This window comes from Catenulispora sp. MAP12-49, assembly GCF_041262705.1.
In the GTDB taxonomy this organism is placed as follows: Bacteria; Actinomycetota; Actinomycetes; order Streptomycetales; family Catenulisporaceae; genus Catenulispora.
Genome location: NZ_JBGCCP010000002.1, coordinates 1 through 13,192, shown reverse-complemented (window position 1 = coordinate 13,192; position 13,192 = coordinate 1). Strand labels below are relative to the sequence as shown.

The following is a 13,192-nucleotide window of genomic DNA, read 5'->3' as shown; positions in this document are numbered from 1 at the left end:
TCCCTCGAGCCATCGACGATCGTCGTGCACGGCGCCGTCGACCTGGCGGTCCTGGCCCGCCTGCCGCACTGGCTGCGGACCCTGTTCGACCCGCCCGGGCGCCGGTTCCGCCTGGACCTGACCGCGGTGTCCTTTCTCGACTGTGCCGGATTGCGCGCACTGCTGGCGATCGAGGACTATGCCCGCGCCGCCGGCGGCAGCGTCGAGGCGGCCGGGGTCTCCCCGGTGGTGACCCGGTTCTTGAAGCTGTTGGGCCTGCCCGCCGGGTCGAGCTTCCTGGCCGCCCCGGCGTCATCCTCCGACGTCCTGCCGCCGGCGGTCTGGAGCGTTCTCGACCCGCCGCCGAGCCCTGATGAGGTCTTCAGCCACCAGCTGGTCTGGTCCTCGGCCATGACCGAGCCGGAGTTGGCCGCGGCCTCCGACACCGCCGTCGTCGAGCTCGTCGATCACCTCGTCGACCGCCTTGCCGCCGGCCTGGCCCGCACCGCGACGGGTCCGGGGACCGAGATGCTGCGGCTGCACGTCCTGGATCTGGTTCGCGGCGCTGCCGACCGTCAAACACGACAAGCCATCCGCACGCTGAAGCTCCCCGCACACCCCATCGCCGCCGCACTCGACCTCGCTGCCGATGGTGAACTCCGCATGAGCGTCCACGGTCTGCCTCCTGGTCTCCCGGGCGGCGCTCCCTTCAGACCGTCAGTTGACTGATCGCCGGCGAGCCGCCCGATTCCTGCTGTCCCCCGCTGCGGAATGCAAACCGGGCGACACGACCGCTGACGGGTGTTTGTTTGCTCTGTAAGCGGTCGGACACCCGGGACCGGAAGCGCTTCATCGCGCCGCTCACCGGCTGACGCGGCCCCTGGTGGATGCGCAGTCGTCCGGGCGACCGTCTGCGGCCATGGACCCTGGCCCGGAGCGGGTTCGCAGAACCGAGAACCGCAAGGGAGACCCATGAGTGATGTGACCGAATCGGTCGACGTGAACGTGCCTGTCAGCACCGCCTACAACCAGTGGACCCAGTTCGAGTCGTTCCCGCTGTTCATGGAGGGCGTCGAGTCGGTGACCCGGACCGACGAGCTCCACACCCACTGGGTCACCTCGGTCGGCAGAGCGCGCCGGCAGTTCGACGCGGAGATCACCGAGCAGCACCCTGATGAGCGGATCGCGTGGAAGAGCATCGGCGGGGACACCAGTCACGCCGGCGTCGTCACCTTCCACCGCCTGGCCGCCGACCAGACCAGGGTCACCGTCCAGCTGGTCTGGGATCCGCAGGGCTTCGTGGAGAAGGCCGGCAGCCTGCTGAATCTGGACGCCCACCAGGTCAAGGCCGACACCGTACGGTTCAAGAAGTTCATCGAGGAGCAGGGAACCGCGACCGGGCAGTACCGCGGCGACCGGCCCGCGCCGCAAGACCGGGGCGCCGCCCAAGGCGGCGACATCGTGCAGGTCCTGATGGGCCAGCACGAAGAGATCAAGCAGGCGTTCGCCAGGCTCCAGACCGCGACCTGGGAGGCCCGGCAACAGCTGTTCGGCGAACTGACCGACCTCCTGCACACCCACGAGACCGGCGAACAGCAGGTCGTGCATCCGGTGATCCGCGAGGACGCCACCGGCGGCCGACAGATCGCCGCGGATCGGATCGAGGAAGAACAGACGGCCGACCGCACACTGGCCGAACTCAAGGCCCTCGGGGTCGACCACCCGGACTTCGGCACCAAACTCCACGCGTTCCACCAGGCCGTGCTGGCCCATGCCACCGCCGAAGAAGAGCAGGAGTTCCCGCGCCTGAACGAGCTTCCCCCGCACCGCCGGCAGGAGCTGGCGGAGGAGCTGCACGCCGTACAAGACACGCCTTTCCCGAAGTAGAAGTACGCACCCGAGACATATACGCCTGCGGACAAGGGCCGATCCGGTGCCTGTTCGCAGATATGACCCCCCAGAATCCGGTCGACGATGGCCGGGGAAACACGAGGATCCGCCATGGGCATCATCGCCTGGATCGTGCTCGGACTCGTCGTCGGCCTGATCGCCGACCGTGTCATGGGCAGCCCGCACGGAATCATCGTCACCACGGTGATCGGCATCGCCGGAGCCCTTCTCGGCGGCTGGATCGCCGACAAGCTGTTCCACGTCGACAACATCCAGGGCTTCTTCAACATCTCCACGTGGGTCACGGCCTTCGCCGGAGCGATCGTGCTGCTGGCCGTCATGCACCTGGTGACCGGCGGCGGGCGCGGACTGCGAACCAGTCGCCGCCACGGACTGCGCCACTAGGGCGCGTTCAGGATTGATGTAGCTTCTTGACATGGTTTCCGGGGTGGGCGGACGCTTCGATCTGTCCGATGAGGAGTGGGAGCGGCTCGCGCCGCTGATCCCGATTTCGGAGCTGGGCCGCAGGTCATGGGACTTGCGTGCCCAGTTCAACGGGATCATGTGGAAGTACCGCACGGGTTCGCCGTGGCGCGATGTCCCCGAGCGCTACGGCAAGTGGGGCACGGTCTACGAGCGTTTCCGCACGTGGCGGGATGCTGGCGTGTGGGAGCGGTTGTTCGCGGCGGTGTTGGACGAGGCTGAGGCCCGGGGTGCGATCGACTGGCGGGTGTCGGTGGATTCCACGACGAACCGGGCGCATCAGCACGCGGCCGGGGCGGTGGTCGATGAGGCGACGATGACGGAGTTCGTCGAGGTGATCGATCAGACGAAGGCTCGGCAAAAGGGGGCTCCGGGAAGGGACGAATCGGAGCAGATCCGGGCGTTCGTGGAACAGGCACTGACGCGGCCGCGGCCGGTGATCCGGCGGAAGATCCGCAGGTCGCCGCAGGCCGGGCCGTCCGGCGGCGGCGCCAGGCCCGGCTTGCCGCAGCCAAGCTCGGACGGTCCCGCGGTGGACTGACCACGAAGATCCACCTGTCAGCCGACGGCCGGTGCCGGCCACTGTCGATTGTGATCACCGCTGGGCAGGCCGGGGACTCGCCGCAGTTCCAGCCGGTCCTGGACAAGATCGCAGTGAAGTCGGGTCGGGGCGGTGCCGACCGGCGGCGCCCGGAGGTGGTCCTTGGGGACAAGGCGTACTCCTCGAAGGCCAACCGTGCCTATCTGCGGGGCCGAAAGATCACCGCGGTGATCCCGGAGAAGACCGACCAGGCCGCCGCCCGGCTGCGCAAGGGCAGCGCCGGCGGCAGGCCGGTCTCCTTCGACCCTGAGCTGTACAAACTCCGGAACAGCGTCGAGAGATGCTTCAACAAGCTCAAGCAATGGCGCGGTATCGCCACGCGATGCGACAAGCTCGCCGAGAGCTACGAGGCCGCCGTCACCCTCGTGAGCATCATGGTCTGGATACGCAACCCTTGAGACATTCCTGAACGCGGCCTAGAGTCTCCGAAGCCTGACAAAGTCGCGACGCCGACCAGCCGGACGACATGGCCGCCGCTGCCTCCGCAGCGGCGGCCCTGGGCATCCTCGACCAGCCACGCCGGATGATCATGCGTGTCATATCGACGGGTGTAGGCTGCTGTGTAGTTCCCCGAGCGTTCCAGACCCCGGCGCTTTGAATCGGCGCCGCTACGTCGAGCCCGAGCAGGCACGTTCATCAGCCGACCGGGCAGGCAGGGTCTCACACCCCTCGGGTGCATTCACTGTCAGGCACAGGATATCGACCGGGTTGAATCGCAGCCGTCGCGCGCCGTCCCCCGAGATTCATATCCCTGGGAGGTCCTGATGTCCTTGCTCACAGGCCGCGCCGCTCGACCGTCCACGATCTCGCCGGAATCGGAATCGAGCCGGCTCGCCGAACTGTTCCAGCGGGCCGCAACAGGCGATACTCGTGCTTTCGCAACGGTCTACGCTCTCCTCGCCCCGCGCGTCTGGGCCATGGCCGAAGCCGTGACGTGTGACCACGATCGTGCCGAAGCGGCCGCTGTGCAGGCGTTCGAAGGCATGTGGTACGCCGCCCCGAGTTGTCCGTCGGAACCGGAGGCCGCGACGGCGTGGGCGATGAAGATCGCCGTCCGCCGAAGCCTCGGAGCCGCCGGCGATCCGCGGCGACCGGCCCTTGGTCCCCCGGCCACCCCCGATCGCCGCGGCCAGCACGTACGCCAGGTGCTGCTCGCCCTGCCCGAACCGCAGCGCGACGCGGTTCTGCTGAGCTGCTACGGTCAGCTGTCGCTCGGAGCACTGGCATTCGCGCTGGAGCTACCGAAACAGGACGCGGCGGCTTTGCTGTCTGAAGCCCTCATCCACGTAGCGGGGTCCGGTCTCGTCTCGAAAGTCCCCTGACACAAGGGGTCGGCTCCCGCGCCGAAAATCACGGGTCATTTTTTTCTGTTTGCAATCCTGCGCACCGGACAGCAGGGGCCACGGCGCAATTTCAGTGTGGCCCATGTGGAATATTCTCCTGACCTATGATGTTGGCGCCGACGAGCAGAGCAAATCTTGGAGGAACCATGGCCACAGACTACGACGCCCCGCGCAAAACCGACGAGGACCTGGCTGAAGAAAGCATCGAGGAGCTGAAGGGCGCCCACGCCAAAACCGCCACCCGCGTGGCTGAGCTGGACGAACCCGACAACGAATCGCTGGATCTGCCCGGAGCGGACCTTTCAGGCGAGCAACTGACCGTCCAGGTTCTGCCGGCCCAGAACGACGAGTTCACCTGCTCCAGGTGCTTTCTGGTCCAACACCGGAGCCTCCTGGCGCGCCACACCCGCCGTGAATGGATCTGCAAAGACTGCGCCTGAAAGGCCGCCGATTTCCGGCAGGTGTGGAATGCCGGCATTCGGGTAGCCGGAGGCGGTGACCACGAAATCCGACGCTACGGCCGCCGCCACCATTCAGCTGGCGCCGGAATCGGGCGCACCCCGGCGAGCGCGGGAATTCCTCACTCGATTCGTCTGTTCCGAAGGCGCCGAACAGTACGCGGAGGACGGCCGTGTGGTCGTCAGCGAGTTGGTCACCAACGCCGTGCGGTATTCACGCACAGAGATGTCCGTCGATCTGGAGCTGACCGGCGCCGGATTGGTCGTCGGCGTCTATGACGACGGTCCTGGCGAACCCCGCATCACCCCCGCCACACAGCGCGGGCTGAGCGGTCGCGGCTTGGTGCTGGTCGCCAGGCTCGCCAGCGAGTGGGGCGTCCAGTTCGCCGAACGCGGCGGAAAACGCGTGTGGTGCATGTTGATCGGGTGTGTTCACGGGGAGGCGGACGAGACTGGTGATGACGTGATGACGACTTCGGAGAAACCCCTGATTCCTCTGCCTCGGGGCGAGTTGTCGGCTGCCGTGACCGGAGCATACCGAGCGGGCGGAAAGCTTCCGGAGGTGGAGATCGTCGCCCAGGCCGATCCCTATGGGGAGCTATGCGGAGCACATCGAAGCCGACGCGGTCCACGAACAGATAGCACGCCACGACATAGCCGGGGGCCTGCTCGCCGACGAGCCCGGACTCGCCGCCGATGTGGCGTTCGGTGCCGCGGCCACGGGATTCTTGGAGGACCGCCTCGCCGATCAGCTGATCGGCACGTGGGAGGCCGGCCGGAGCTCACTGCGGGCCCCGCTCTGACCGGGCAGACAATCGGCAGGCCATAGCCCGCTGACCGCCGCGATCGTGTCGATCGCGGCGGTCAGCGGGTGGTCGGCGTATCTGGGCGCGGGCCGACTGGTGAGTGGCTCCTCACCGCTGTCGTACTCGCGGCCGGCGCAGCCGGACCACGCCGTAGACGAGGTCCGCGACGACCAGCAGACAGCCGATGAGCAGAAGGTAGAACAGGCCGTGGGCGACGGCGCCGATGATGCCGAGCACCACCGCGGCCAGGATCACAAGCAGGAACAGGACCATGGCGCTCCTTCCCGGTCCGGATCGACCGTCATCGGCGGGCGAGTTGCCGCTCCCCGGAGGCACCGGGCTCGTAGGGCAGCTCGTAGTGCTTGAACACGGCCTCCTCGTCCTCGAACGGCAGAACATCGTCCGTGCCGATCGCCGGACTGTCCTTCACGAGCGACTTGGGATAGTTGACCTTGACGTACCCGGGTCCGACGATCACGCCGTCCAGGGGGACGAAGACCAGGCGGTGCCTGGTGGGCAAGCCCACCTGGACCGTCGCCATCGCGGGTTCGTCCGTGCTGGTGTCGACGTAGACCGCTTCCAGGGAGCCGATCTTGTGCCCGCCGACGTCGACCACATCGTGCGTGCGCCACTCGCGCAGGTCCGCTGCCTCGATCATCGTGTCTCCTTCCGCTGCGGCCGGCGACACGTGCCGCCCGGTCTGACGACCTCGGCCTTCGCACCTTCCTTGTGCGCTGAAGAGCGCAAACCAAACATTGCGGAAGAAACCCGTCGGATCACCCGTCACACCGATGGCGACCAGCCACAGGAGATCTACGGCGAGGCCGACGGCTATCCACCGGCTTCGGCACCGCCGTGTGCCAGCGCGTCGCGAAGCCGGTCGGTGAGGCCCCGGACCGGGCCGACGACCAGGGTGCCTTCCGGCGCCGCGGGAGCCGGCGGGTAGGGCCTGGCCGGTCTGACCGACTTGCGGGCCTGGACCTTCTCGCCGAGCTCGCTCAGCTCGGCCGCGGGGCAGGAGGCGGCCAGACGGGGAAACAACCGCGCCTCCTCGTCGGCGACATGGGAGCGGGTCAGCGCCATCAGCTTGATGAGTGTCCGATCGAAGACCTCATCGGTCGGCTCAAGCGGTTCGAGCCGCCTCATGAGCGCCTCGGCCTCGGCGTCCACGGCGAGCGCGTGCTCCACCACGGCTTGTCCGCCTTCCGCGGCGCGCACAATCGGGTAGACGTATTGTTCCTCCGCCACCATGTGCTGAATCAGCTCGATGATGACCTGATCGGCGAGTTCCCTGCGGCGGTTGCGGAATCGGGCGTGGTCCTGGACCTTCTTGTACAGTTCCTCGACGTGCTGGTGGTCATGTCTGAGCACTGCGATGACGTCGGGCGTGTCCTCGGTCGTCGGCATGGCGGCTCCGATGCTGGTGCGTGCTGTCGCACGCGGATCGCGGCGATGGGCCGCATACCCCCTGGTGTCCTGCCCGCCGACCGGTAAACAACCCCGGGGAACAGGCCTTCCGGTCGCTCGACGGCTGGATGACCGCCCGCGTCTTCCACGTCACCGGTCTTCAAGGGGCTACCGTAGTGGGCGTCCGGTGCCGTTGGCGCGTTCGGAGGAAGGCGGTGCCGGCGTGGTCAGCGACCCGATGGCGATGGTCCTGGCCCGGCTGGACCATGGCGGCGCCGGCGACGACGCCGACGGTTTGTCGCACCTGGCCTCCTCGGCAGTGGCCGCGATCGTGGGAGTCGACGGCATCTGTGCCGGAGTCGGTACCGCGCCGGCCGGCACCGAGCCGGCCTGGGGCGGTGGGGCGGTCGGCACCGAGTTGGAGGACCTGCAGTTCGCCCTCGGGGAGGGACCGAGCCGGGACGCCGCGGCGACCGGGGTTCCGGTCCTGACGCCGGACCTGGCCGCGGCCCTGGCCCGCTGGCCGGCGTTCGCCCCGGCCGCGATCGACTTGGGCGCGCGGGCGGTGTTCGTCTTCCCGTTGCGGATCGGGGCGATCGGCGTCGGAACGATGCTGGCGCATCGGAGCGCTCCCGGCCCCCTCACGCCCGGCCAGGTCACCGACTCCCTCGCGCTGGCCGACGCGGTGACGCTGGCGCTGTTGCACCGGCGGTGGCCCGCACCCGAGGGCACCGGCCGGCCGGGGCCCGGCTCGGCGCAGCCGGTGACCTATCGGGCCGAGGTGCACCAGGCGACCGGGATGGCCAGTGTGCAGCTCGGGGTGAGCCTGGCCGAGGCGCTGGTCCGGCTCAGGGCCCATGCTTGGGCCGAGGATCGTCTGCTCACCGACGTCGCCGCCGACGTGGTGGCCCGCCGACTGCGCTTCGGCGAGCCGGACCTGCGACACCCCGATCCGTGACGCCTGGATCTGTGACACCTGGATCTGTGACACCTGGACCTGTGACACCCCCGGCCCCGGCCGGACTGCGCGGCCACAACCGCGGGTTCCCCGGCAGGTCTACCTTGGAGGCATGAGCGTGACCCGTGAACGACAACTCGTCGAGACGTTCGTCGAGGTCGCCGACACCCTGGTCGACGACTTCGACGTCATCGACTTCCTGCTCACCCTGGCCGGACGGTGCGTACAGCTCCTGGACGTGGACGCCGCCGGCATCACGCTCGTCGACCAGCGCGGTCACCTGCACGCCGCGGCGGCCTCCACCGAGAGCGCGCGGCTGGTGGAGCTGTTCGAGCTGCAGAACGACGCAGGCCCCTGCATCGACTGCTGCCGCTCCGGAAGCCCCGTGGTCAACGCCGATCTGGCGGCCAACGCCCAGCGCTGGCCCCGGTTCGCCGAAGCCGCGCGGGATTCCGGTTTCGTGGCCGTGCACGCCCTGCCCCTGCGCCTGCGGGAGACCGTCATCGGAGCGCTGAACCTGTTCAGCGCCCAAAGCCGGGTGCTGACCGAGGACGACATCCGTGCCGGACAGGCGCTGGCCGACGTGGCGACCATCGGCATCCTGGCCCAGCGCGGCCTGCACCAGGCCGAACTGCTCGCCGCACAGCTGCAGAGCGCCTTGAACAGCCGCATCGTCATCGAACAGGCCAAGGGCGTGCTGGCCGAACGCCGCCAGATCAGCGTCGACGAGGCCTTCACCCTGCTGCGCGACCACGCCCGCCAGCACAACGTGCGACTGTCCGACGTGGCCCGTGACGTCGCCGAAGGCGCGGCGGCATCCGGACCGTGGCAGGTCTGAGCGGTGCGTCGGTCGACCTGCGTTTTGTTCGGTGGCGGTCCGGCCGATCCCGCCATCTGATCGGTAGCGTTGGCCGGACTGGGCATCGACAGCAGGGATCCGGGTGTGCCATGGGCTATGGAACGGCGCCGAAGAAACTCATGCCGCGCGTTCCACGCCGCCATGGCGAGGGCGACAAGGATCACCTGACGAGTTTCGGCGGCCTGGCCGCGCTGTCGCTGGACGCGTTGAGCTCGGTGGCCTACGGCCCGGAAGCCATACTGCTGGTCCTGGCGACGGCCGGCGCCTCCGCACTGCGCCTGACGCTGCCGATCACCGTGGCCATCACCATGCTGCTGGCGGTGCTGGTGGTCTCCTACTGCCAGGTCATCGCGGTGCATCCGGACGGGGGCGGCGCCTACGCGGTGGGCAAGAAGGACCTGGGCGCCACCGTCAGTCTGCTGGCCGCCGCCAGCCTGGTGGTCGACTACGTCCTCACCGTCGCGGTCAGCCTGGCGGCCGGCGCGGCGAGCCTGGCCTCTGTGTTCCCCTCATTGGCGCACCACATCCTCGGCCTGGCCCTGCTCGGACTGGTCCTGATCGCGGCCGTCAACCTGTACGGCGTCGCCGAGAGCGCCCGGGTCTTCATGCTGCCGATGCTGCTCTTCCTGGGCGCCGTTTTCGCCGTCATCGGCGCCGGCTTGTTCCGGACGCATCCGGTGGCGGTGGTGGGCACCGCTGCCCCCGTCCACGCCGTCGAGGCGGTGAGCGTGCTTCTGGTCCTGAAGGCCTTCGCCGCCGGCTGTTCGGCCCTGACCGGGATCGAGGCCATCGCCAACGGGGTGCCGACCTTCCGCGAACCGCGCGCCGAACGGGCTCAGCGTACTGAGCTGATGCTCGGTGCGCTGCTGGCCGCGATGCTGCTCGGCCTGTCGATCCTGATCCACCGGCAGCACGTCGCACCGCGCGGCGGCGTCACGGTGCTGGCGCAGCTCACCGCGGGATCGTTCGGAACCGGCTGGGCCTACTACGCCACGAGCATCATCGTCACCCTGATCCTGGCGCTGGCCGCGAACACCAGCTTCGGCGGTCTGCCGGTGCTGATGAGCCTGCTGTCCCGCGACGACCGCCTGCCGCACCTGTTCGGGCTGCGCGCCGAGCGCCCGGTGTACCGCTACGGCGTGGTCGCCCTCGCGCTGCTGGCCGGGGTGCTGCTGACGGCGGTGGACGCGGCCACCGACCGGCTCATCCCGCTGTACGCGATCGGGGTCTTCATCGGATTCACCATCAGCCAGACGGGGCTGGTCCGCCACTGGTTCGGCGAACGTCCGCCGCGCTGGAGGCTGCGCGCCGCTCTCAACGGCACCGGCGCCGTCCTGACGGGGCTGGCCGCCGTCGTGTTCATCGCGACCAAGTTCGCCGCCGGAGCCTGGGTCGTCGTGCTCACCGTGCCGGCGCTGATGCTGCTGTTCGCCCGGATCGAGAGCTACTACACAGCGGTCGGCCGCGAACTCGACCTGTCCAGAACGCCGACGCCGGCGCCGACGCCACAGCCGACCCGTGGCCTGATGATCGTCCCGGTCGGAAGCGTCAGCAGGCTGACCGAGCACGCGCTGTCCGCCGCCCGGTCCCTGGCCGAGGACGTGGTCGCGGTCAGCGTCTGGCCGGACCCGGACCAGTGCGCGCGGTTCCGCGCCGCCTGGGACCGGTGGGATCCCGGTGTCCGGCTCGAGACCCTGGTGAGCCCGCACCGGTCGCTGGTCCACCCGATGGTCGGCTACGTCCGTCAGGCGGCCGACGGCGACCGGCAGATCGCCGTCCTCATCGTCGAGGTCCAGCCGCGCCGTTGGCGCTACCGCATCCTGCAGAACCAACGCGGCCTGCTGCTGGCGGCGGTCCTGCGCGCCAGCACCGATGTCGTCATCTGCACGATCCCCTACCGCCTGGCCACCCGGTAGACGGCGGTCACCGCGGGCAAGCCGGGCCGAGCCGGTGTTCGGCCAGGCGCCGGGCGTCGGGCCAGCGGACGTCGGTGGCCCAGCCGAGCCTCTCGAACAGGCGGATCACTCCGGCGGACAGGTCGATCTGGCCCCGGTCCACGCCGTGCCGCGCGCAGGACGGATCGGAGTGGTGGGTGTTGTGCCAGCTCTCGCCCATCGACAGCAGGGCCAGCGGCCACAGGTTGGTGGCCCGGTCGTGCCGGCGGGTCGCGAAGGGCCGCGTACCCAGCAGGTGACACAGGGAGTTGACGCTCCACGTCACATGCTGCAGGAGGAACACCCGGGCCAGCCCAGCCCATATCAGCGCCGTGACTCCGGCTGTCCAGGCGAAGCCGCCGATCGCCCAGCCGGCCAGAGCCGGCAAGGCCAAAGACGCCACACACAGCGCGGGGAACATCCCGGAGATGCGGCGCATGACCGGTTCGGCCACCAGGTCCGGGGCGAAGTGGCCGACGTCGGTCGGGTCGTCGCCGAACAGCCAGCCGAAGTGCGCATGGACGAGGCCGCGCAGTTGACCCACCGGTCCGGTGCCGTACCGGTAGGGCGAATGCGGATCGCCGGGCCGGTCGGTGAACGCGTGGTGCCGCCGGTGGGTCGCGACCCAGCTGATGACCGCCCCCTGGAAGCTCATGGATCCCGCGACCGCGAGCCCCGCGCGCAGGGCCGGCGTGGCGGTGAAGCTGCGGTGGGTCAGCAGTCTGTGGAAGCCGACGGTCACGCCGAATCCGGTCAGGAAGTAGAAGAAGGCCGCCAGCAGCAGATCGACGGCGCCGACCCCCCTGCCCCAAAGCAACCACACCGCGGCGACGAGCCCGAGCAGCGGTGCGACGACGAGCAGGGCCGTCACGGCCACCTGGACCCGGCGTTGGAGCGGCGCCGTGGCGGTCGGCGGGCGGCCGGGAAACGGCTCAGCGCCGTCGTAGGGAACAGCAGACACGGTGGGCACCTCACTGATGAAGGCAGCGAGGCGGGTCCTTGGACCGGCGTGAGGTCTAGACCTGATCGGAAACTCGGTCGACTGCGATGATGTGAGCTCTTCGCGCACATTGTACGACCACCGGCCGGGTACCGGCCAGGCGCTGTGCGTAGCGGTGCCGCGTCCCGCTGGGAGAGACGCGGCACCGGTCCAGGGGTGTTACTCGGGGAGGGCCTGCGACTATCGCGTCCCGCCCGGAACCACCGCGCCCCGTGCGGTGAGCAGGTCGTCGAAGAGCGCTCGGTACAGCATCAGGGCTTCGCGCTTCACGTCGATCGGCAGCGACGCCGGATCGGCCCGCAGACGCTCGCTGACCCACAGCGCTTGGCGGTAGCCCGCCAGGACGCCTCCGTGCCGGACCGAAAGCAGCGCCAGCTGCTCGCCCCGGTCGTCGACGGGATAGCCCTTGGCTTCCAGCAGCCGGTCGAGCAGCTGCCCGGCCCCCGCCAGGGCGAACGTCGGTTCCTCGAGGAAACGGCCCTCGAGGCGCTCCCAGGACGAGATGTAGAGGTCCCGGTCGTTCGCGCTGACCGGTTCCAGGCGCAACCTGCCGTACATCTGGTTGCGCCGCGCCAGCTCCCGGTCCGCGGCCCGTGTTCCGCCGTATTCGGAGCGCACGCGGGCGTATTCGGGCCCGAACGCGGTTCGGACCTCGCGCTTGGTGTTCCCGCGCCGGCCGCCGGCCGCGACGACGGCGATGAACAGGACGACGGCAACGAAGGTGATGAGCGTGGCTGGGACCATAAGGGCCTCCTCAAAGGGGCTTCCGCCCATGGGGACCCGGATCGCCGGATCCAAACGGGGTGGCACACATACGCGCACATACTTCATGGCGGCGCAGACTTCAGGGCGCTTGAGCTTGGAGCTTCTGGTGCTCCGTCACCCGACCTTGACCGCTACCTCACTTGGACTTGACGTACTTGGGGATGGTCGCCTGGCCGACGTCCTCCTCGTCCATCGCCTCGGCCTTGTCCTGGTCGGCCAGCAGCGTGCCGTCGTTCAGCTCGAAGCCGCGCTTGAACTGCGCGACCGCGTCCTTGAACGCCGAGACGGTGTCGTCGGAGAGCTGGCCGGTCTCCCGGATGGAGCCCAGGACGCCGGCGTGGTCGGTCTTCAGGAAGGAGATGAACTCCTTCTCGAAACGGCGCACGTCGGCCACCGGCACGTCGTCCACCGAGCCCGAGGTGCCGATCCAGATCGCGGCCACCTGCTCCTCGACCGGGTACGGCTCGTACTGGCCCTGCTTGAGGATCTCGACCATGCGCTGACCGCGGGCCAGCTGCGACTTGGAGGCGTCATCCAGGTCCGAGGCGAAGGCGGCGAACGCCTCCAGGTCGCGGAACTGGGCCAGCTCGACACGCAGCGAACCCGACACCGAGCGCATCGCGCGCACCTGCGCCGAACCGCCGACGCGGGACACCGAGGTACCCACGTTGATCGCCGGACGGACACCGGAGTTGAACAGGTCGGTCTC

General features: G+C 69.1%; 13 protein-coding genes and 4 pseudogenes. 11 read left to right on the top strand and 6 right to left on the bottom strand.

Annotation, left to right across the window (positions count from 1 at the left end; genetic code table 11):
- Window positions 1–24: 24 nt before the first annotated feature.
- The 8 genes and pseudogenes from ABIA35_RS04200 to ABIA35_RS04165 all read left to right on the top strand — a co-directional run.
- On the top strand, window positions 25–708 hold the full coding sequence (locus ABIA35_RS04200) for an STAS domain-containing protein (protein WP_370356682.1): 684 nt from the start codon (window positions 25–27) through the stop codon (window positions 706–708).
- Between the two features lie 243 nt (window positions 709–951).
- Complete coding sequence (locus ABIA35_RS04195; protein WP_370356680.1) at window positions 952–1,866, top strand: SRPBCC family protein; 915 nt, start codon at window positions 952–954, stop codon at window positions 1,864–1,866.
- A 114-nt stretch (window positions 1,867–1,980) separates the two neighbouring features.
- Entirely contained in the window at window positions 1,981–2,274 is a 294-nt protein-coding gene (locus ABIA35_RS04190) for a GlsB/YeaQ/YmgE family stress response membrane protein (RefSeq protein ID WP_370356678.1), read from the top strand.
- A gap of 31 nt (window positions 2,275–2,305) precedes the next feature.
- Window positions 2,306–3,351: pseudogene (locus ABIA35_RS04185) on the top strand (IS5 family transposase).
- Window positions 3,352–3,717: 366 nt separating this feature from the next.
- The gene (locus ABIA35_RS04180) at window positions 3,718–4,275 is read left to right on the top strand and encodes an RNA polymerase sigma factor (protein WP_370356676.1); all 558 of its coding nucleotides are present in this window, start codon (window positions 3,718–3,720) and stop codon (window positions 4,273–4,275) included.
- A 167-nt stretch (window positions 4,276–4,442) separates the two neighbouring features.
- Window positions 4,443–4,736, top strand: a complete 294-nt coding sequence (locus ABIA35_RS04175) for a DUF4193 domain-containing protein (protein WP_370356674.1) — start codon at window positions 4,443–4,445, stop codon at window positions 4,734–4,736.
- A gap of 55 nt (window positions 4,737–4,791) precedes the next feature.
- Window positions 4,792–5,160, top strand: a pseudogene (locus tag ABIA35_RS04170) (ATP-binding protein); the annotation flags it as partial.
- A 193-nt stretch (window positions 5,161–5,353) separates the two neighbouring features.
- Window positions 5,354–5,557, top strand: a pseudogene (locus ABIA35_RS04165) (iron-containing redox enzyme family protein); the annotation flags it as partial.
- Between the two features lie 111 nt (window positions 5,558–5,668).
- Here the strand turns inward: ABIA35_RS04165 and ABIA35_RS04160 are convergent.
- From ABIA35_RS04160 to ABIA35_RS04150, 3 genes are all read right to left on the bottom strand, one after another.
- Complete coding sequence (locus ABIA35_RS04160; RefSeq protein ID WP_370356672.1) at window positions 5,669–5,833, bottom strand: hypothetical protein; 165 nt, start codon at window positions 5,831–5,833, stop codon at window positions 5,669–5,671.
- Between the two features lie 28 nt (window positions 5,834–5,861).
- On the bottom strand, window positions 5,862–6,218 hold the full coding sequence (locus tag ABIA35_RS04155; RefSeq protein ID WP_370356670.1) for a PRC-barrel domain-containing protein: 357 nt from the start codon (window positions 6,216–6,218) through the stop codon (window positions 5,862–5,864).
- Window positions 6,219–6,391: 173 nt separating this feature from the next.
- On the bottom strand, window positions 6,392–6,967 hold the full coding sequence (locus ABIA35_RS04150) for a hemerythrin domain-containing protein (RefSeq protein WP_370356668.1): 576 nt from the start codon (window positions 6,965–6,967) through the stop codon (window positions 6,392–6,394).
- A gap of 223 nt (window positions 6,968–7,190) precedes the next feature.
- Here ABIA35_RS04150 and ABIA35_RS04145 point away from each other — a divergent pair, with 223 nt between their 5' ends.
- From ABIA35_RS04145 to ABIA35_RS04135, 3 genes are all read left to right on the top strand, one after another.
- Window positions 7,191–7,925, top strand: coding sequence for an ANTAR domain-containing protein (locus tag ABIA35_RS04145; protein WP_370356666.1), 735 nt, complete (start codon window positions 7,191–7,193; stop codon window positions 7,923–7,925).
- Window positions 7,926–8,037: 112 nt separating this feature from the next.
- The gene (locus tag ABIA35_RS04140; RefSeq protein ID WP_370356664.1) at window positions 8,038–8,763 is read left to right on the top strand and encodes a GAF and ANTAR domain-containing protein; all 726 of its coding nucleotides are present in this window, start codon (window positions 8,038–8,040) and stop codon (window positions 8,761–8,763) included.
- 110 nt (window positions 8,764–8,873) lie between these two features.
- Window positions 8,874–10,700, top strand: coding sequence for an APC family permease (locus ABIA35_RS04135; protein WP_370356662.1), 1,827 nt, complete (start codon window positions 8,874–8,876; stop codon window positions 10,698–10,700).
- A gap of 7 nt (window positions 10,701–10,707) precedes the next feature.
- Here the strand turns inward: ABIA35_RS04135 and ABIA35_RS04130 are convergent, their stop codons facing one another.
- From ABIA35_RS04130 to ABIA35_RS04120, 3 genes and pseudogenes are all read right to left on the bottom strand, one after another.
- Complete coding sequence (locus tag ABIA35_RS04130; RefSeq protein WP_370356660.1) at window positions 10,708–11,679, bottom strand: acyl-CoA desaturase; 972 nt, start codon at window positions 11,677–11,679, stop codon at window positions 10,708–10,710.
- Window positions 11,680–11,898: 219 nt separating this feature from the next.
- Window positions 11,899–12,462, bottom strand: a complete 564-nt coding sequence (locus ABIA35_RS04125; protein WP_370356658.1) for a hypothetical protein — start codon at window positions 12,460–12,462, stop codon at window positions 11,899–11,901.
- A gap of 157 nt (window positions 12,463–12,619) precedes the next feature.
- A pseudogene (locus tag ABIA35_RS04120) lies at window positions 12,620–13,192 on the bottom strand (F0F1 ATP synthase subunit alpha); the annotation flags it as partial.

Bases quoted from the DNA above. Each gene is read 5' to 3' on its own strand.
- ABIA35_RS04195 (WP_370356680.1), top strand. From the start codon at position 952: ATGAGTGATGTGACCGAATCGGTCGACGTGAACGTGCCTGTCAGCACC.
- ABIA35_RS04190 (WP_370356678.1), top strand. From the start codon at position 1,981: ATGGGCATCATCGCCTGGATCGTGCTCGGACTCGTCGTCGGCCTGATC.
- ABIA35_RS04180 (WP_370356676.1), top strand. From the start codon at position 3,718: ATGTCCTTGCTCACAGGCCGCGCCGCTCGACCGTCCACGATCTCGCCG.
- ABIA35_RS04175 (WP_370356674.1), top strand. From the start codon at position 4,443: ATGGCCACAGACTACGACGCCCCGCGCAAAACCGACGAGGACCTGGCT.
- ABIA35_RS04160 (WP_370356672.1), bottom strand. From the start codon at position 5,833: ATGGTCCTGTTCCTGCTTGTGATCCTGGCCGCGGTGGTGCTCGGCATC.
- ABIA35_RS04155 (WP_370356670.1), bottom strand. From the start codon at position 6,218: ATGATCGAGGCAGCGGACCTGCGCGAGTGGCGCACGCACGATGTGGTC.
- ABIA35_RS04150 (WP_370356668.1), bottom strand. From the start codon at position 6,967: ATGCCGACGACCGAGGACACGCCCGACGTCATCGCAGTGCTCAGACAT.
- ABIA35_RS04140 (WP_370356664.1), top strand. From the start codon at position 8,038: ATGAGCGTGACCCGTGAACGACAACTCGTCGAGACGTTCGTCGAGGTC.
- ABIA35_RS04135 (WP_370356662.1), top strand. From the start codon at position 8,874: ATGGGCTATGGAACGGCGCCGAAGAAACTCATGCCGCGCGTTCCACGC.
- ABIA35_RS04125 (WP_370356658.1), bottom strand. From the start codon at position 12,462: ATGGTCCCAGCCACGCTCATCACCTTCGTTGCCGTCGTCCTGTTCATC.